At 67.9% G+C, this 19168-nt stretch carries 18 protein-coding genes; 12 read left to right on the top strand and 6 right to left on the bottom strand.

The window, feature by feature from the left end:
• The 4 genes from VF167_00045 to VF167_00060 all read right to left on the bottom strand — a co-directional run.
• Positions 1–305: thiamine pyrophosphate-binding protein (locus tag VF167_00045; protein HEX6923789.1), on the bottom strand; the 305-nt coding region annotated here is incomplete at its 3' end.
• Between the two features lie 144 nt (positions 306–449).
• A complete protein-coding gene (locus VF167_00050; GenBank protein ID HEX6923790.1) occupies positions 450–593 on the bottom strand; it encodes a hypothetical protein in 144 nt (47 codons plus the stop codon).
• Between the two features lie 210 nt (positions 594–803).
• Entirely contained in the window at positions 804–2558 is a 1755-nt protein-coding gene (gene ilvD, locus VF167_00055) for a dihydroxy-acid dehydratase (GenBank protein ID HEX6923791.1), read from the bottom strand.
• Positions 2558–3361 (bottom strand): adenylate/guanylate cyclase domain-containing protein, encoded by an 804-nt coding sequence (locus VF167_00060; GenBank protein ID HEX6923792.1) that lies wholly within the window; start codon positions 3359–3361, stop codon positions 2558–2560. The genes ilvD and VF167_00060 overlap by 1 nt, the downstream gene beginning before the upstream one ends.
• A gap of 60 nt (positions 3362–3421) precedes the next feature.
• Here VF167_00060 and leuC point away from each other — a divergent pair, with 60 nt between their 5' ends.
• The 11 genes from leuC (at position 3422) to thrC (ending at position 16400) form a co-directional block, all read left to right on the top strand.
• Positions 3422–4864, top strand: coding sequence for a 3-isopropylmalate dehydratase large subunit (gene leuC / locus VF167_00065; protein ID HEX6923793.1), 1443 nt, complete (start codon positions 3422–3424; stop codon positions 4862–4864).
• Between the two features lie 184 nt (positions 4865–5048).
• Positions 5049–5660: a 3-isopropylmalate dehydratase small subunit gene (gene leuD / locus VF167_00070; protein HEX6923794.1), complete on the top strand. Its 612-nt coding sequence runs from the start codon at positions 5049–5051 to the stop codon at positions 5658–5660.
• Between the two features lie 14 nt (positions 5661–5674).
• On the top strand, positions 5675–6778 hold the full coding sequence (gene leuB, locus VF167_00075; GenBank protein HEX6923795.1) for a 3-isopropylmalate dehydrogenase: 1104 nt from the start codon (positions 5675–5677) through the stop codon (positions 6776–6778).
• A gap of 128 nt (positions 6779–6906) precedes the next feature.
• Positions 6907–8628, top strand: coding sequence for a biosynthetic-type acetolactate synthase large subunit (gene ilvB, locus VF167_00080; GenBank protein ID HEX6923796.1), 1722 nt, complete (start codon positions 6907–6909; stop codon positions 8626–8628).
• Between the two features lie 197 nt (positions 8629–8825).
• A complete protein-coding gene (ilvN, locus tag VF167_00085) occupies positions 8826–9374 on the top strand; it encodes an acetolactate synthase small subunit (protein ID HEX6923797.1) in 549 nt (182 codons plus the stop codon).
• Positions 9375–9413: 39 nt separating this feature from the next.
• Positions 9414–10436, top strand: coding sequence for a ketol-acid reductoisomerase (gene ilvC / locus VF167_00090; protein ID HEX6923798.1), 1023 nt, complete (start codon positions 9414–9416; stop codon positions 10434–10436).
• A gap of 68 nt (positions 10437–10504) precedes the next feature.
• On the top strand, positions 10505–11458 hold the full coding sequence (locus tag VF167_00095) for a branched-chain amino acid transaminase (GenBank protein ID HEX6923799.1): 954 nt from the start codon (positions 10505–10507) through the stop codon (positions 11456–11458).
• Positions 11459–12101: 643 nt separating this feature from the next.
• On the top strand, positions 12102–13469 hold the full coding sequence (locus VF167_00100; protein ID HEX6923800.1) for an ammonium transporter: 1368 nt from the start codon (positions 12102–12104) through the stop codon (positions 13467–13469).
• Between the two features lie 2 nt (positions 13470–13471).
• Positions 13472–13846 carry a P-II family nitrogen regulator gene (locus VF167_00105; protein ID HEX6923801.1) on the top strand — a complete coding sequence of 125 codons (375 nt, stop codon included), beginning with the start codon at positions 13472–13474 and terminating at the stop codon, positions 13844–13846.
• 158 nt (positions 13847–14004) lie between these two features.
• Positions 14005–15093: a homoserine kinase gene (locus VF167_00110; GenBank protein ID HEX6923802.1), complete on the top strand. Its 1089-nt coding sequence runs from the start codon at positions 14005–14007 to the stop codon at positions 15091–15093.
• A 29-nt stretch (positions 15094–15122) separates the two neighbouring features.
• Positions 15123–16400 (top strand): threonine synthase, encoded by a 1278-nt coding sequence (gene thrC, locus VF167_00115; protein HEX6923803.1) that lies wholly within the window; start codon positions 15123–15125, stop codon positions 16398–16400.
• Positions 16401–16548: 148 nt separating this feature from the next.
• Here the strand turns inward: thrC and VF167_00120 are convergent, their stop codons facing one another.
• Positions 16549–17352, bottom strand: a complete 804-nt coding sequence (locus VF167_00120; GenBank protein HEX6923804.1) for a nitrilase-related carbon-nitrogen hydrolase — start codon at positions 17350–17352, stop codon at positions 16549–16551.
• Between the two features lie 17 nt (positions 17353–17369).
• Positions 17370–18371: an aspartate-semialdehyde dehydrogenase gene (locus VF167_00125; GenBank protein ID HEX6923805.1), complete on the bottom strand. Its 1002-nt coding sequence runs from the start codon at positions 18369–18371 to the stop codon at positions 17370–17372.
• Positions 18372–18838: 467 nt separating this feature from the next.
• On the opposite strand from VF167_00125, the gene VF167_00130 reads away from it, so the two are divergent.
• On the top strand, positions 18839–19168 hold a 330-nt coding region (locus VF167_00130; protein HEX6923806.1), incomplete at its 3' end, for a hypothetical protein.

The raw sequence follows: 19168 nt of genomic DNA on the forward strand, positions 1-19168 counted from the left end.
ACGTTGCCGGTGATGGCGACCATCGGGACGCTGTCCATCATGGCGGTGGCGAGGCCGGTGACCAGGTTGATGGCGCCCGGTCCGCTGGTGGCGATGGCCACGCCGACGCCTCCGGTGGCGCGGCTGAAGCCGTCGGCAGCGTGCGCGCCGCCCTGCTCGTGCCGGACCAGGATGTGGCGCAGCGGGAACTCGCGCAGCACGTCGTAGATCGGGAGGACGGTGCCGCCGGGGTAGCCGAAGACGGTGGTGACCCCCTCGCGCACCAGCGCCTCGCATACCGCGCGCGCACCGATGCGCGGAGCCACGCTCCGCGACGCTGGGTGCGACGCATCGGCTGCGGGAAGGTGGAGGGCTGTCATGTGCGTGGAATTCCTCTCTGATACGAGAAATCCCGCCCGGCCTTTCGGCTGGCGGGATTCGGGTTCGCTGCGTGCGGTCTGCCTGTCGGGCTAGTCCTCGGCGCTTCCTCCATCCCGCCATCCAAGGAGAATGACGAGTCGAAGAATCGAGACTACGAGGAGCATGCCGAGGAGCCCGACGCTGGTCGGGCGCACGATCGGCTGGGCGGCGCTCATGCCGCGCTCCTGTGACATGGGGAGGACCCTAACAGGGCTGTCAAGCGGGGCCCCTCTTGGCGACGTTCTCCGATGTATCGGCCAGGTCTCGCCAGGGCGCCGTGCCAGGTTCGTTTGGACCGATAGGCCGGTCCCCACTGCGCCCGCGCCGGCACCCGAGGGCCCCGGCCAGGCTCATCCCGGACCGATTCATCGGACAGACCGCGCCTGGAACTGGTGCGGGCCAGATCAGACCGATGGATCGGATGACCGCGCCCGGAGCCGATCGCGCAGGTTCGCGCTCATCCGGGCACCGGTCGTGACCGCGCCTTCAGAAGCCGATGACACGAGGGCGGCGTACTTCGCCAGCACGCCGCTCGTGTAGCGCGGCTCCGGCGGTGACCAGGCCGCCCGGCGCCGTTCCAGCTCCTCAGCGTCGACCACCAGGTCCAGGCGCCGAGCGTCCACGTCGATCACCACCTCGTCGTCCTCCTCGACCAGCGCGATCGGCCCGCCCAAAGCGGCCTCGGGCGCCACGTGGCCGATCATCAGCCCGTGCGTCCCACCGCTGAACCGCCCGTCGGTGAGCAGCGCGACGTCACCGCCCAGGCCCTCGCCGACCAGCGCGGCGGTGACGGACAGCATCTCCTGCATGCCGGGCCCGCCAACCGGTCCTTCGTATCGGATGACGACGACGTCGCCCGGACCGATGCGTTGCGCGCGCACGGCGTCGTAGCACGCGGCCTCGGAGTCGAAGACCCGCGCCGGCCCGCGGAACTGGCGCATCTCGTGACCGGCCAGCTTGATCACGCAGCCGTCGGGAGCCAGCGACCCGCGCAGGATGGCCAGGCCGCCGCTGGGCTTGATGGGATGCTCGATGGACACCACGACCTCCTGGCCGGGCGTCTCGACGGCCGCATCGGCGACTTCGGCGAGCGTGCGCCCATCCACGTTCCGCGTCGAACCGTCGATCAGGTCGCGCTTCAGCAGCTCCCGCGCCACCAGCCCGACGCCGCCCGCCTCGTGGATGTCGAGCGCGGTGAAGCGCCCTCCGGGCATCATGTTGGCGACGATCGGCGTCCGCCCGGCGATGCGGTCGAAGTCCTCCAGCTCGAGCGGGATGCCGAGCTCGTGCGCGATCGCCAGCAGGTGCAGCACGCCGTTCGTCGAGCCGCCGGTCGCCGCCACCGAGGCAACGGCGTTGTCGATCGCCGCGCGGGTCATGATCGACGACGGGCGGATGCCGCCGTTGACGAGCTCCATGGCCAGCTCGCCGGCGCGGAAGGCCGCATCCAGCTTGGCGGGATCGGTTGCCGGGATGCTGTTGAGCCCACCGGGCGAGATGCCGAGGAACTCGAGCGCGGTGCTCATCGTGTTGGCCGTGAACTGGCCGCCGCACGCACCCGGACCGGGGCACGACAGATCCTCGATCTCGCGCAGCTCCTCGAGCGAGATCTTGCCGGCGCGGTACGCGCCGATGGCCTCGAAGACGGTCACGACCGTCGCGTCGCGCTTCCCGCGCAGGACGCCGGGGTTGATCGTGCCGTTGTAGAGGGCGAGCCCCGGCAGATCCAGGCGGGCCAGCGCCATCGTGGCGCCGGGCAGCGTCTTGTCGCAGCCGACCAGGCACACGAGGCCGTCGAAGAGGTGCCCGCGCGCGACGAGCTCGATCGAGTCGGCGATGACCTCGCGCGAGACGAGCGAGGCCTTCATGCCCTCGGTGCCCATGCTGACACCGTCGCTGACGGCGATGGTGTTGAACTCCATCGGCGTGCCGCCCGCGGCCCGGATCCCCTCCTTGACGCGCACCGCCAGCTCGCGCTGGTTGTAGTTGCACGGCATGGTCTCGATCCAGGTCGTCCCCACGCCGATGATCGGCTTCGCCAGATCCTCGTCGGTGAAGCCGATGGCCTTGAGCATGGCTCGCGCTGCCGCGCGGTCGGGTCCGTCGAGCAGGACGCGCGAGTGCTCGCGCGGGTCGTGGGGGATGGTGTCCTGCGCCATCAGGCCGCCGTCGCGTGAATCGGCGATATCGTCTCAGCCCACGCGTCGAGCGGCTCGTGCCGCCCTCGCAGCTGAAGGTGGCGGGCGACCAGCTGGGTGGTGGCCACCCCGGCGGCCGCTGCCGTTTCGGCGCTCATGAGCAGCTCGCCGCCGGCCGCTTCCGATCCCAGCCGGCTGGCCGTGTTGACTGCATCGCCGAGCGCGGTGAAGTCGAGGACGTCGTTGACGCCGCCGACGAACCCCACCCACGCCGTGCCGGTGTGAACGCCGACGCCGACTGGAACCTCCACGTTGCGCAGGATGCTCCTGCCGGCTTCCACCGCCGCGCTGGCATGGTCGCCGCCGGCGAAGCCCGGAATGAAGAGGGCCATGATCCCGTCGCCGAGGAGCTTCTCGACCAGGCCGCCGGGACCGCGAATGGCGTTGCTCGCCGTGCGCACGTACCGTCCGACCGCATCCGAGTACGCCGCGGCGGACATCGCCTCGGCCATGGCGGTCGACCCGCGAATGTCGGCGAAGAGTGCGCTGATCTCGAGCTCGGCGCCACCGGGATGCTTCGCGGCCTGCCGGAAGCAGTTGTTGCAGAGCTGCGGGTTGCGCGGATAGCGTCCGAAGCCGAGGAACTGCACGATCGCGCCCCCCAGCCCTGCGTACGGCGACAGGCAGAGCTTGCATCGCGGGTCGGCCGGCACGTGTCGGAAGAATCCCCGCATCCGCGCGAGCGACGGATGAACGCCGAGCAGCAGGTCACGCCACTCCGCGTTCGTCTCTGCTGCGGGCTCGGGGGACTGCTCGGTGTTCATGCCCGTAGCGTAGCGCGCTGGGACAGGCCCTTGACGCGTCGGCTAGGGTCGCAGGCACCGATGAGTACTCCGGACCCCGAACGCCCACGCCCGCGAACGATCGTCGAGAAGATCTGGGACGACCACGTCGTGGTGCGGGGCGCCGATGGTGCGCCCGACGTCCTGGGCGTGGACCTTCACCTCGTTCACGAGGTCACGAGCCCGCAGGCGTTCGATGGGCTCCGCGACCGCGGGCTGCGCGTGCGCCGTCCCGGCCAGACCGTGGCGACTGTCGACCATTCGATCCCGACCACCGACCGCAGCCTGCCGATCGTCGACGAGATCGCGGCGCGGCAGGTCAGCCGGCTGGAGGAGAACTGCCGCGAGTTCGGCATCCCGCTCCACGGCATCGGGTCGCCCCACCAGGGGATCGTCCACGTCATCGGTCCCGAGCTGGGCCTGACCCAGCCGGGCATGACCATCGTGTGCGGCGACTCGCACACCGCCACGCACGGAGCGTTCGGCGCCCTGGCATTCGGCATCGGCACGACCGAGGTCGAGCACGTCCTGGCGACCCAGACCCTGCTCCAGCGACGGCCGAAGTCGTTCGAGGTGCGGGTCGACGGCTCGCTGCACTCCGGCGTGTCGGCGAAGGACATCATCCTGTCGCTGTTGTCGCGGATCGGCATCGGCGGCGGAACGGGCCACGTGTTCGAGTACGCCGGATCGGCCATCCGCGCGCTGGGCATGGAGGGCCGGATGACGATCTGCAACATGAGCATCGAGGGTGGCGCGCGCGCCGGGCTGGTCGCGCCCGACGAGACGACCTTCGAGTACGTCGCCGGCCGCCCGCATGCTCCTTCGGGGGCCGACTGGGATGCCGCCCTTGACCGATGGCGCCACCTGCCCTCCGACGAGGGCGCCACGCATGACCGAAGCATCAGCTTCGACGCCTCCGAGCTCACGCCGATGGTGACCTACGGCACCAACCCCGGCATGGGCTTCCCGATCACGTCGCGCATACCGGATCCCGACGGACTGGCCGATGCGACCCAGCGAGACTCGCTGCGCGCCGCGCTTGCCTACATGGCCCTCAATCCAGGCGAGCCGATCCTGGGCCGGCCGATCGACGTCGTCTTCGTGGGAAGCTGCACGAACTCGCGCATCAGCGACCTGCGTGAGGCCGCGAGAATGCTCCGCGGGCGACACGTGGCCGACGGCGTGCGGATGATGGTCGTCCCGGGCTCGACCGAGGTGAAGCGCCAGGCGGAGGCGGAGGGGTTGGCGTCGGTCTTCCGCGAGGCCGGAGCCGATTGGCGCGAGGCAGGCTGCTCGATGTGCATCGCCATGAACGGCGACCAGCTCGCGCCCGGCCAGTACGCGGTCTCCACCAGTAACCGGAACTTCGAGGGCCGGCAGGGCAAGGGAGGGCGCACCTTCCTGGCCAGCCCCCTCACCGCCGTCGCCTGCGCCATCAATGGCCGCGTGAGCGATGCGCGGGATCTGGTGGGAGCGCTGGTGTGAGGCGCCCTGCGGGGCGCGGTTATCGGTTATCCGATATCCGCTATCGGTTGGCGGTTATTGGTCGGGACTGGGGGCCAGTTTCTAGCGTAGCTTCGCCGTTCCGAGCCCACCGAGTAGGCAACCAGCAGTCGATATCGGATAACGGATTTCGGATAACGGATAACGGATAACGGACAACCAGATCATGGACCCATTCCAACGCATCACCTCCCGTGTCGTGCTTCTCCCGATCGAGAACATCGATACGGATCAGATCATCCCCGCCCGCTTTCTGAAGGTCACGGACAAGGCGGGGTTGGGCGACGCGCTTTTCGCGGACTGGCGCTACGACGTCGACGGGAATCCGAAGCCTGACTTCGTTCTCAACCAGCCGGAGTCGGCGGGAGCGCAGGTGCTCTTCGCAGGGGACAACTTCGGCTGTGGGTCCTCCCGCGAGCACGCCCCCTGGGCGCTCGTCGGGTTCGGGTTCAGGGCGGTGATCAGCACCTTCTTCGCCGACATCTTCAGGAGCAACGCGCTCAAGAACGGGTTGCTCCCCATCGTCGTCGACCCGGAGGTGCATCGCAGGCTGCAGGCGCAGCTGGAGGCCGATCCCGCCGCTCAGGTGGACGTCGACCTGGAGAGCCAGACGCTGACGCTCCCCGACGGCGAGAAGGTGAGCTTCCCGGTCGACCCGTTCGCCAAGCACTGCCTGCTGAACGGGGTCGATCAGCTCGGCTTCCTCCTCGGCGAGGAGGAGGCGATCCGCGCGTACGAGGCGTCGCATCCGGCGCGCGTCCACACCACCGCGGCCTGAACCGGAGCGAGCGCGTGCAAGCGACGATTACGGTTCTGCCCGGCGACGGCATCGGTCCCGAGGTAGCGTCGGAGGCAGTCCGGGTACTCCGGACCGTCGCCGAGCTGCGCGGTCATCAGTTCGAATTCCGTGAGGCGCTGCTGGGCGGGTGTGCCATCGACACCACCGGCACCGCCCTACCGGAAGAGACCACGCGCCTGTGCCAGGAATCGGACGCGGTTCTGCTGGGGGCGGTCGGTGGACCGAAGTGGGACGACCCGAACGCGCCGGTGCGGCCTGAGCAGGGACTCCTGGGGATTCGTAAGGCGCTTGGCCTTTTCGCCAATCTGCGCCCGGTGACCGTCTACCCCGAGCTGGTAGGCGCGTCGCCGCTCCGGCCCGAACTGTTGCAGGGGGTGGACCTCCTGGTGGTTCGGGAACTGACCGGGGGGATCTACTTCGGCGAGAAGAAGCGGGAGAAGCTGGAGAACGGCGAGGAACGCGCCTTCGACGGCTGCGTCTACACCACCAGCGAGATCGAGCGGGTGGTCCGAGCGGCTGCGAACTTCGCCCGCGCGCGTCGGGGGAAGCTCACCGCGGTCGACAAGGCGAACGTGCTCGAGACTTCGCGCCTCTGGCGCGCGGTCACCGGCCGGATCATGCGCGAGGAGTTCCCGGATGTCCGCTTCGAGACGATCCTCGTGGACGCCTGCGCGATGCACCTGATTCGTCGACCGGCAGACTTCGACGTCATCGTGACGGAGAACATGTTCGGCGACATCCTCACCGACGAGGCGTCGATGCTGGCCGGCTCGATGGGGCTGCTCCCCTCGGCCTCGCTCGGCGAGAAGGGCGAGGGAAGCCGGTCCCGGATGGGCCTTTACGAGCCGATTCACGGCTCCGCGCCTGACATTGCGGGCCAGGGGATCGCCAACCCGCTGGGTACGATTCTCAGCGCGGCGCTGCTTCTCCGCTACTCGCTCGGACTCGAGGAGGATGCAGCGATGGTGGAAAAAGCCGTGGCCGACGTGATCGCCTCCGGCCTGCGCACGAAGGACCTCGCGGCTGCGGGCGAGAAGTCGGTGAGCACGACCGAGATGGGAGACGCGGTGGTGGAGCGGGTCCGCGCCGCCGCGTAAGACGAGAACGGTTCCGATGATGCGGGGAGTTGGATCCTCGCGGCATTACAGGGGAACCGTGCCGGTGCATCGCTCCACTCGGGGCGACCGCATCACGATTGCCATATCGCACGAACCCAGGATGGATCATGTCTGACGAACGGACCGGAGCCCAGATCATCTGCGAAGCACTCGTGCGAGAGGGCGTCGAGGTCATCTTCGGCATTCCCGGTGGGGCGATCATGCCGTTCTACCATGCCCTGCCGGAGTACGCCGATCGGCTTCGCCACGTCCTCTGCCGCCACGAGCAGGGGGCCGGCCATGCGGCCGAGGGATATGCACGCGCCTCCGGTAAGGTCGGCGTATGCGTTGCCACCAGCGGTCCCGGCGCGACCAACCTTGTCACGCCCATCGCGGACGCGTGGATGGACAGCACTCCCCTGGTCGCGATCACCGGACAGGTGCCGTCCACCGTGCTCGGCAAGGACGCCTTTCAAGAGACCGACATCGTCGGGATTACGGTGCCGATCACCAAGCACAGCTACCTGGTGAGCGACATCAACGATCTGCCGCGCGTCTTCCAGGAGGCATTCCACATCGCCCGGACCGGTCGTCCCGGGCCGGTGCTGATCGACATCACCAAGGATGCGCAGCAGGCTCGCACCGTCCCGGACTGGAACACCGAGCTGAACCTGCCCGGCTACCGGCCCACCTACCACGGCAACCGGCGGCAGATCAAGGAAGCGGCGCGCCTCCTGACCAGCGCTGAGAAGCCGCTGATCATGGCCGGTAGCGGCGTCATCTGGAGCGGCGCCAGCGAGGAGCTGCTGGCTCTGGCAGAGCGCACAGGCGTGCCGGTGATCACCACCCTGCACGGCAAGGGCGCCTTCCCGGAGGACCACCCCCTCGCGCTGGGCATGCCCGGCATGCACGGCTGGGTGCACGTGAACCGGGCGATCCAGGAGTGCGACGTTCTGCTCAACATCGGCGCGCGCTTCGACGACCGGGTCACCGGCAAGGTGGCCACCTTTGCCCCGCACGCCCAGGTCATCCACGTCGACATCGACCCGGCGGAGATCGGCAAGAACATCCGTACCGCAGTGCCGATCGTGGGCGACGCGAAGAACGTCCTGCAGGCGATCCTCGAGGTGCTCCCGGAGAGAACGCCGCCCGCGGCGTGGCTGGAGCACATCCGGGACATGCAGGAGAAGCATCAGCCGCGGCAGCGTTACCTGAAGCGGCCGGACACCCCCGTGCTCATGCCGCACGACGTCTATGGCTCCCTGAACCGCATCCTCCACGAGCGCGGCAACTTCCGGGTGGTCACCGACGTCGGCCAGCACCAGATGTGGGCGGCGCAGCTCATCGACTGGACGCGCCCCCGCACGCATCTGACCAGCGGCGGATCGGGCACCATGGGCTTCGCCGTGCCGGCCGCGCTCGGAGCGGCGCTGGCCTGCCCCGACGAGACGATCTGGGTGATCTGCGGCGATGGTGGCTTCCAGATGACCAATCAGGAGCTGGCCACCATCCGTCAGGAAGGGATCCGCAACGTCAAGGTGGCCATCATCAACAACGGCTACCTCGGCATGGTGCGCCAGTGGCAGGAGCTGTTCGAGAACAAGCGCTACAGCGGCACCCCGCTCTCCGGCCCCGACTTCGTCAAGCTGGCCGAGGCATACGGCCTGCCCGGCATCAAGGTCGAGGAGGTCGACGCCGTGGACGACGCGATCGAGCGCGCCTGGGACACCGACGACTCGGTGGTCATCGACTTCTGCGTGGAGCGTGAGGTGAACGTCTTCCCCATCGTGCCCCAGGGGAAGGGCATCCACGAGATGCTGACGGAGGTGCCGGAAGAGGCCGGGGTCTGATGAAGCCGGCGGGGGCCCGTGGGGGATATCCGTTATCCGATATCCGTTATCCGTTAACGGATGCCCCGCGCCGGTCCCGACTGACGCCCGAATGACTTGGAGCACCTTGATTCGCTCGATCAGCGATAACGGATAGCGGATAACGGATAACGGACTACCGTCATCCAGTTGCCGCGCCCAGAAACCGAGCTAGAGCCGTGAAACACACCCTCGTCGCTTTGATGCAGGACCACCCCGGCGTGCTGAACCGGGTGGTGAGCCTGGTGCGTCGTCGTAACTTCAATATCGAGAGCCTCACCGTCGGTCATAGCGAGACGCCCGGGATCAGCCGCATGACCCTGGTGGTCGACGCGGCCGACGTGGAGCAGATCATCAAGCAGCTCTACCGGCTGATCGAGGTCCTCAAAGTCAGCGACGTCACACACGACGCGGTGGTGGAGCGCGAGGTCGCGCTCATCAAGCTCCACGTCACCCGTCCCAGCCGGGCCGAGCTGGTGGCACTCGCCAACGTCTTCGACGCGACGATCGTGGACGTCGGGCCCACCAGCATGATCGTGGAGATGACCGGCGCGCCCGACGACGTGGAGCGGTTCATCGAGCTCGTCCGCCCCTTCGGCATCAAGGAGATGATGCGTACGGGACGCATCGCCATGGTGCGCGGTCCGGCCACACACCGTGCGGCGAGCGAGACCGAAGCGCAGGAGAACGGGCGCGCGGCCGAGGCTCCGCTCGCCACCGCCGTCTGAGATCCGGCGGAACTAACCATTCACGATACAGAGGAGATCATGGCCGAACTTTTTTACGACAACGACGCGGACCTGGAGAGGCTGAGGGGGCGGCGCATCGCCATCATCGGCTTCGGGAGCCAGGGTCACGCCCATGCGCTGAACCTGCGGGACAGCGGCATGGATGTCCGCGTCGGCCTGTATCCCGGCTCGCGTAGCCGGCAGAAGGCGGAATCGGCCGGGCTCCAGGTCCTCTCCGTCGCCGACGCGACGCGCGAGGCCGACATTATCATGCTGCTCATCCCCGACACCGGACAGGCGAAGCTCTATCGCGAGGAGATCGCCCCGAACCTGACCCGTGGGAAGACGCTGATGTTCGCGCACGGCTTCAACATTCGGTTCGGGCAGATCGTTCCTCCCGCCGAAGTCGACGTGAGCATGGTGGCACCCAAGTCGCCCGGGCACCGCGTGCGCGAGGTGTTCGAGCAGGGGGGCGGCGTTCCCGGCCTCGTCGCCGTCGAGCAGGACGCTTCCGGCAACGCTCTGGCCGACGCGCTGGCCTACGCCCGCGGCATCGGGTGCACCCGCGCCGGCGTGCTGAAGACCACTTTCGCGGAGGAGACCGAGACTGACCTGTTCGGTGAACAGGCGGTCCTGTGCGGCGGCGCCTCCGAGCTGGTGAAGGCGGGTTTCGAGACGCTGGTGGAGGCGGGCTATCAGCCGGAGATCGCCTACTTCGAGTGCCTGCACGAGCTGAAGCTGATCGTCGACCTGATGTACCAGGGCGGCCTCAACTACATGCGCTATTCAGTTTCGGACACGGCGGAGTACGGCGACTACGTGGCCGGGCCGCGCGTCATTAACGAGCATAGTCGCGCCGCCATGCGGGAGCTGCTCGAAGAGGTCCGCAACGGGAAGTTCGCGCGCGAGTGGATCGAGGAGAACGAAAAGGGCCGCCCGAACTTCGAGCGTAAGCGCGCCGCGGAGGGAGAGCATCCGCTGGAGCAGGTGGGACGCAAGTTGCGGCGGATGATGCCCTTCGTGAATCCCAAGGAAGTCGTGCCCGGCGCCGGCGGCGCCTGATCACTCGGCCCCGGCGGTCATGCCGCCGGGGCGCCCTTGCCCTACCAACCGAGCCGCGAGCGGAGACCATGGCAGCGAAGTTCACCACCACCGAATGGATCTGGCGCAACGGGGAATTCATCCCCTGGGAAGAGGCCACCATCCACGTGATGAGCCATGTTGTCCACTACGGCTCTTCTGTCTTCGAGGGGATTCGCTGCTATAAGACGCCGCAAGGACCGGCGATCTTCCGGCTCCCGGAGCACCTGCGTCGTCTGCGCGACTCGGCGCGGGTGTATCGGATGGAGTACCAGTACTCGGAGGCGGAGCTCACCGCGGCGCTGCAGGAGCTGATCATCAAGAACGGGCTGGAGGAGTGCTACATCCGGCCCGTCGTCTTCCGCGGCTACGGCACGGTCGGCGTGAACCCCGCCGGCAGCCCCGTCGAGACGTACCTGGTCTGCTGGCCATGGGGCACGTACCTCGGCGAGGGCGCACTCGAACGCGGGGTGGACGTGTGCGTCTCCAGCTGGGCGCGCCCCGCGCCGAACACCCTGCCGGCAATGGCCAAGGCGGGCGGCAACTATCTCAGCTCGCAGCTCATCAAGATGGAGGCGATCGCCAACGGTTACGACGAGGGGATCGCGCTCTCTCCGGTCGGCGTCGTGAGCGAAGGCAGCGGCCAGAACCTGTTCCTGGTGCGCGACGGAGTGCTCGTCACGCCCCCGCTCGAGGGTACGCTCCTGCAGGGAATCACCCGTGACTCGGTCATCACCATCGCGCGGGACATGGGAATCGTCGTCCGGGAGCAGGCGATCCCGCGTGAGGCGCTCTACATGGCGGACGAGCTTTTCTTTACCGGGACCGCGGCTGAGGTGACCCCCATCCGTAGCGTCGACCGGATCGTGATCGGCGCGGGCAAGGCCGGCGAGATGACCCTCGCGCTCCAGGCGCGGCTCCTCGACCTCGCACACGGCCGGGTTGAAGACCGTTACGGCTGGCTCACCCCTGTGCAGCAGCGCAAGGAGGTCTCGGTCGGATGACCGCCCGGTTGGCGTCGGCGTCCGGTCCGCCAGGACGCTTGCCGCTGGCTGCCTGCGCGATCCGATCCTGAGCCCACGTTTGGTCGCGTGACCCCGAGGGGTCCCCCGCCCCTGATCGTCACTCCACCCACCCCTGGTTTGCCTCCGTTGCGCAACCGGGGGTGATTTTTTGGCAGCCTCCATACCCAGCAGGTGCTGGTCGCGCTCGCCCTGTCGTCCTACCGCTCCTCCCAAGCCCGCTACAGCTCTCCCAGAACCCACGATTGCCCCCACGGTGCCTCCCCAAGCCAGCCACTCCGCCAGCAGTCGCAGAAACGACGTCGGCGACCCCCCATTGGCGCCCTCCGGTAATCCGTAATCTCGCTGCTTTCCGCGCGCAGGTGCCGGCACAGCTGAGCAACCATCCGAGTTCGAGCCGTCGACCTGGAAGGACGCACTGCGCTAGAAATCTTCCTTCCTACTTAATCTTCAAGCATACGGCACGCCCTATCGATTAATTTTATTAGGCGACGATGACTTAGCACTTGTGAAATTTAACATCGTCCTATACATTGCTGTCGGAAGTCGCACCGACACCCACTCCCGGCTTTGTTTCTAAAGCCCCGTACGCACTCTCGTCTGGATTTACAAAAGGGAGGATCCGATGCTACCTGCCGGCGCTGTCGCTCTGGCCTTACAGGCAGCCGACCCCGCACCGATCGACACGGGGGACACTGCCTGGCTGTTGATGTCCACCGCCCTGGTGCTGCTGATGACGCCGGCTCTCGGCTTCTTCTACGGAGGCCTGGTACGCGCGAAGAACATCCTCAACACCCTGATGATGAGCTTCGCTGCCCTGGGCGTCGTGGGAGTGACCTGGGTTCTGTTTGGTTACTCGCTGGCCTTCGGGGAGGGAAACCGATTGATCGGCAGCCTGCAGTACGCCTTCCTCAACGGCGTCGGGCTGGAGACCGGTGGGTGGGGCAACTTCCCGCACCTGCTGTTCGTCGGGTTCCAGGGGACCTTTGCCATCATCACCGCCGCACTGATCTCCGGAGCGGTGGTTGAGCGCATGCGCTTCGGCCCTTACCTGGCCTTCATCGCCCTGTGGTCCCTGGCCGTGTACGCCCCCATCGCCCACTGGGTCTGGGGCGGCGGGTGGCTGGCTGAGTTGGGAGCCCTGGACTTCGCGGGTGGCACGGTCGTGCACATCAATGCTGGCATCGCGGCGGTGGTTGCCGCGCTGGTGGTGGGTAGCCGTAAAGACTACGGGCGCCAGGCCATGCTCCCCCACAACGTCACCTACGTGCTGCTCGGCGCCGGACTGCTGTGGTTCGGCTGGTTCGGATTCAACGGGGGCAGCGGCCTCGGCGCGAACGAGACGGCAGCGCTCGCCTTCTTCAACACCGTCGTCGCACCCGCCGCCACGCTCGTCGTCTGGATGGTGCTCGACCTCCTCCGTTCGCGGAAGACCACGGCGGTGGGCGCTGCAACCGGCATCGTGGTGGGCCTGGTGGCCATTACGCCGGCCGCCGGCTTCGTGGGTCCCATCGGCGCCATCGCACTCGGTGCGATCGCGGCCTTCCCCAGCTACTACGCAATTCTCTTCCGGTCACGCACGCGGCTCGACGACTCGCTGGACGTGTTCGCCGCTCACGGCACCGGGGGCATGGTCGGGGCGCTGCTGACCGGCGTGTTCGCGAGCACCGTCTGGGGTCCCGCCGACGGCGCGCTCTTCGGCAACCCGGGGCTGGTGGCAACGCAGGCGATCGGGGTCCTGGCGGGTGCGGCCTACAGCGCGGTAGGCACGCTGGTGATCCTGAAGCTGATCGCGCTGTTCACCCCGCTGCGGCGTAGCGCAATGGAAGAGGGAATCGGCCTGGATATCATCCACCACGGCGAGGAAGGATACGCCCGCGGCGAGGGAGCCGTGCTCGTGCCCGCGGAGGTGATGTTCACCGCGTCCGAGGTGGCCTCGCTCGAGAAGCGCTCGGCCAAGGGCGCACCGTCCTTCGCCACGACTGGAGACTGAAAATGAAGCTCATCGTTGCCATCGTTCGCCCCGAGAAGCTCCACGACGTGCTCGAGGCACTATTCCGCGCAGAGGTCCGTGGCCTGACCGTCTCCAACGTGCGCGGCCACGGCGGTGAGATGGAGCAGGTGGAGACCTATCGGGGGATGACCGTGAAGGTGGAGTTGCACGACAAGGTGAGGCTGGAGATCGGTGTGTCCGATTCCTTCGTCGACCGCACCGTCGAAGCGATCCTGACCAGCGCCCGAACGGGCGAGGTGGGGGATGGGAAGGTGTTCGTGCTGCCCGTCTCCAAGGTGTACCGGATCCGCACCGGGGAGGAGGACACAGCCGCGGTCACGCCGCACAGCATGCTGTCGGGCGCCGCATCCTCTTGACTGCCACCCGTCTGCGCCGCTATCCTCCGGGGTAAAGGCGCGGGCGGGCGTCCGCAGCCCGCGCGGACGAATGGCCGGGCAGACCCGGCCGACGCCCGGCCCTCTCAGCGTGAGGGGGCCGGGTTTCTGTTCCGGGCCAACCGCACCCGATCTCGACCATGACCGCCGTGCCTGAGCTCCAGGACGACAGGCCAACCTCAGCAGGGACCGCCGCGACCCCGTCGCGGCCGGCGAGGCTCGGCGGTCCACCTGCCCTGAGGAGCCAGGTCGAGCTCTACGACGAAAACGACCAGCCCATCGAGCGCACTCGTCCCACCACGGCCACGGCCTTCGCTCCCGCGGGAGTCGGCAACGTGGCGGTGGGCTTCGACCTGTTGGGCCACGCCCTGGAAGCGGTCGGGGACCGGGTGCAGGTGAGCCGCCTGGATCGCCCGCTGGTGGAAATCGTCGACATCATCGGGTGCGAGGAGCCCCTTCCGCGCGATCCGGCGCGTAACACGGCGACGGCCGGTCTGCTCACGCTCATCGAGGCACTCGACCTCCCCTTCGGCTTCGCGGTTACCGTCGAGAAGGCGATTCCCCTCGGATCGGGAATGGGGGGATCGGCCGCGTCAGCGGTCGGTGCGCTCGTCGCCGCCAATGCCCTGCTCGAGGAGCCGCTGACCCTGGACGAGCTGCTCCGCTTCGCCCTCGTCGGCGAATCCGTTGCCAGCGGCAGCCCGCACGCGGACAACCTGGCCCCCTGTCTCTTTGGTGGACTCACCCTCGTCCGGGGGCTGGAGTTTCCCGACGTGCTCCAGATTCCCGTTCCGGAAGAGATTCGGTGCGTGCTCGTTCACCCTCACCTGCGCCTCGACACCAGGGACGCGCGGGCGGTGCTGCCCCGGAGCATCTCGCTGGAGCTGCATGTCGAGCAGGCGGGGAACCTGGCCGGCTTCATTCACGGGTGCTTCACCAACGACCTCGAGCTGATCCGCCGCTCGTTCCACGACCTGATCGCGGAGCCGCACCGCGAACGGCTCATTCCCGGCTTCCCGGAGGCCCGTAAGGCGGCACTGGAGGCGGGCGCGCTCGGCTGCTCTATCTCCGGTGCCGGCCCGAGCGTCTTTGCCTGGTGCGCCGGCGAGCCGGCTGCGGCCACGGTTCGTGAGGCCCTGACCAGCGCCTTCACTACCGCGGGGATCACCTCGGATGCCTGGGTCTCCCCGGTCAACGCGCCGGGAGCGTACGTGGTGGAGCGAGCTTGACCCCGGACCGAACTCTGAGCCCTGCCGCGATGCGCTACGTCAGCACCCGTAACCGCGACTACGCGGTCAGTCTCTCCGACGCTATCTCCCATGGCCTGGCCCCGGATGGGGGGTTGTACGTCCCGGAGCGCTTTCCCTCGCTCGATCCCGAGCCGAGCGCAATGCCGCACGCTTCCCTGCCGGCAGTGGGGGAGTGGCTGTTGCGACCCTTCTTCGAAGGTGATCGGCTGGCGAACGGGCTCGGGGACATCTGCAAGGAAGCGTTCAACTTCCCTGTTCCGCTGCGCCTGCTCCGTGACGATACGGCGGTGCTGGAGCTCTTTCACGGCCCCACCGCCGCGTTCAAGGATGTCGGCGCCCGCTTCCTGGCCGGGTGTCTCTCAAGGTTGAACGCAGGCGCGGATCGGCCGCTCACCATCCTGGTGGCCACCTCGGGCGATACCGGCGGAGCCGTCGCCGCCGCCTTTCACGGGCGTCCAGGAGTGGAGGTGGTGGTGCTCTATCCCAAGGGGAGGGTATCGCCCCGCCAGGAGAAGCAGCTCACCGCGTGGGGAGACAACGTACGGGCCCTCGCCGTTCGGGGAGACTTCGACGACTGTCAGCGACTCGCGAAGTCGGCGCTCACCGACCCCCAATTTCGGACCCGCTGGCGCCTCTCCTCGGCCAACAGCATCAACCTGGGGCGGCTGCTGCCGCAGATGGTCTACTACGCGACCAGCAGCCTCGAGTACCAGCGCGCACGCGGAGCCGCTCCCGGGTTCATCGTGCCTTCCGGCAACGTGGGCAACGCCACCGCCGCGCTCTGGGCGCAGCGTCTGGGACTGCCCATCCGGGAGGTGGTCTTCGCGACCAACGAGAACCGCACGCTGGCGGAGTTCTCGGCGGGTGGTGAGTGGACACCCCATCCGACGGTGGAGACCCTCGCCACCGCCATGGACGTGGGCAATCCGAGCAACATGGAGCGGATCTTCGCGCTGAGCGGCGGCATCGAGCCGGCGCGGGAGCGGGTGCGCGCCTTCCTGGTGACGAACGACGAGATTCGCGAGGAGATCCAAACCGGACGGGAGCGTTGGGGAGAGATCTGGGATCCGCATACCGCGACCGCCGCGGCGGTGCGGCGGAGGGTCGATGGCAGCCATTGGATCCTCGTGGCTACCGCGCATCCCGCGAAGTTCGAGGCAGTGGTCGAGCCGCTGGTCGGCGAGACGATCGAACTGCCCCCCTCCCTTGCCGAGCTACTCCAGCGCCCCTCCTCTTCGCGGGAGATCGAGCCGGAGCTCTCCGCGCTCTGGGAGGCGATGGGGTGACCAGTTCGGCGGCGGGCGGCTGAGCCCTGGGCTCCGGCTCGGAGACCGACACCGCAGATCGCAGAGCCCGTTTCTCGGATCCGCAGCCCGAAGGCACAGACCCTCAGATCGACGGCTCAGATCCGCAGCCCCGACCCGGGGTGTGTCCCTACGCCGGGGCCGCGACCGCCTCCGGAAGGGGACTGAAGCGGAGATCCTCAACGAACGGGTACTTACGCCGCACCTCACCCACTCGCTCCGGGTCGATCTCCACGACGGCGCCCGGACCCTCGCCCACCAGCTCACCGAACGGACCGTAGGCCACCGAACCGCCGTCGTACTCCAGCCCGCCGCCTTCCCCGGTCCGGTTGACCGCCAGGAAGAAGCATTGGTTCTCGATCGCCCGCGCGCGGCAGAGCACGTCCCAGTGCATCCTTCGGGATCTTGGCCAGTTCGCGATCAGCAGCATCGCGTCGACGTAGCTGGCGACCGCGCGGAAGAGCTCGGGATAACGCAGGTCGAAGCAGATGAAGGGTGCCAGGCGAACGCCCTTAACCTCGACGACCACCGGAGCGTCCCCCGGGGAGTAATGCCGCTGCTCGTCGGCGTAGACGAACAGCTTCTGCTTGCGGTAATGGGCCGAGACCTCGCCGGAGGGGTCGAATAGCAGGGCGGAGTTGAAGAAGCCGGTCTGCCCGCCATCCGCACCCCTCGGCTCACACGTCGCGACTCCCGCCAGCAGGTAGAGGCCTGATTCACGGGCAATGGCGGCCAGCCGCTTCACCGAGGGGCCGCCGAGCGGCTCACATTGCGCGGCGACATCCATGGTGAACCCGGTGGTGCACATCTCCGGGAGCATCACCAACTCCGCCCCCGCGGCGGCGGCGCGCTCTACGAGGCGGGCGGCACGATCCAGCGAGGTCACTGGATCGTGCCAGCCGATGTCATACTCGCCCAGTGCAACGCGCAGCATTCGTTCACCCGGTAGTCTCAGACGGCACTGCCGACGCGGCTCTCGCGCCGGAGCGCCTCGAGGATCTGGACGGCGTTGGTGGCCGCTCCCTTCCTCAGGTTGTCCGCGACCACCCAGAAGTGGAAGGTATTGGGCTCGTCCGGGTCGGCCCGGAGCCGTCCGACGAACACCTCGTCGTGGCCCGCTACCTCGCGCGGAGTGGGAAAGGCTGCCGCGTCGGACGCGAAGACCAGCCCCTCCTGTGCCTTCAGCGCCTCGCACGCCTGGTCCAGGGAGAGGTCGCGCTCCGTCTCCACCGTGACCTGCACCGAATGCCCGATGTCGACGGGTACCCGCACGCAGGTGGCGGAAACGTGCAGCCCCGGCACGGACAGGATCTTCCGGGTCTCCAGCCGCATCTTGACCTCCTCGCCCGTCCAGCCCGCCTCGTCGAAATCGCCGATCTGCGGCACCGCGTTGCCGTGGATGGGGCGCGAGAACGGGCTTTCTGCCGGAGTCTCTCCACGGAGCTCCTTGCGCAGCGCTTCGCGCCCCGACTCCCCCGCTCCGCTCACCGACTGGAAGGTGGTGTAGATCACCCGCTTCAGGCCGGCCTCCCGCAGGAAGGGGCTCAGCGCTACCACCGCCTGGATGGTGGAGCAGTTGGGGTTCGCAATGATCCCCTTCGGGATGTCGGCCAACGCATCCGCGTTCACCTCGGGGACCACCAGAGGCACCTCCGGATCCTGCCGCCAGGCGGAGGAGTTGTCGATGACCAGCGCGCCGGCTGCGGCGGCAACCGGAGCCCACTCTCGGGAGCGGGACGCGCCGGCGGAGAAGAGGGCGTAGTCGATGCCTTCGAACGCCTCGGGCGAAGGCGCGGCGATCTCGTACTGCGCGCCCCGCCATTCCAGGGTGCGGCCGGCGCTGCGCTCGGAGGCGAGCGGCACCAGCCGCTCCACCGGCACCTCGCGCTCTGCCAGCACCTCCAGCATCGTCCGCCCGACGGCACCGGTCGCCCCCAAAACCGCTATGTTCATGATACTTCCCCGAAGTCGAGATCAGGTTGCTGATTTGCCGAAGCACCTGGTACCGGCACGCAAAAGCGCGAAGGAGGTGGTGCACTCTTCGCGCCTCGAGGCCGGTCCTTCGCTGCTCCGCCGCCTAGCAAACATGGGTCCCATTTACCAGCGGGGCAAGGGAGGGGTTGACGAGCAGGCCCCTTCTCGTGTACCTTCCGCGCCATGAGCTACCGGAATTCGTTCTTTGTGCGCTTCTTTTACTTTACCACGCCCCCACGGGCCGTGGTCAGGCAGTGATGCGCGCATAGCGACTCGAAGCTCTGACGACGACGGCGGCCCGTGCAACAGCGCGGGCCTTTTTTGTGCACCGTGATGAGGCAGAGAACGAACGATGAGACGCGAGGCTCAGCAGCGGCCGCTTTGTGCCGCGTGTCTTCGTTCTTCGCTCCCCGCGGTAATCCGGCCACCAACTCTGGAAGCCACCCATGATCATCGTCACCCGTCCGGACATCACCCCTGTCGAGCTGGATTACATCCGTGAGCGCGTCGAGTCTCTCGGCCTGCGCACCAGCGTTACCCGCGGCGAGAAGCAAGCAATCATCGGGTGCATTGGCGACGACGACCTGCTGCGCGAGGTCCCTCTCCTGACCATGCCCGGGGTCGAGTCGGTGCTCCCCGTGATGAAGCCGTACAAGCTGGCGGCGCGGGAGTTCGTGGGGGAGAACTCGGTGGTGCGGGTGGGAGACGAGCCGGGGATGAGCTTCGGCGGGGTGGAGCTGGGGGTGATTGCCGGTCCCTGCTCGGTGGAGAACCGG

The organism is Longimicrobiaceae bacterium (assembly GCA_036375715.1).
GTDB lineage: Bacteria > Gemmatimonadota > Gemmatimonadetes > Longimicrobiales > Longimicrobiaceae > DASVBS01.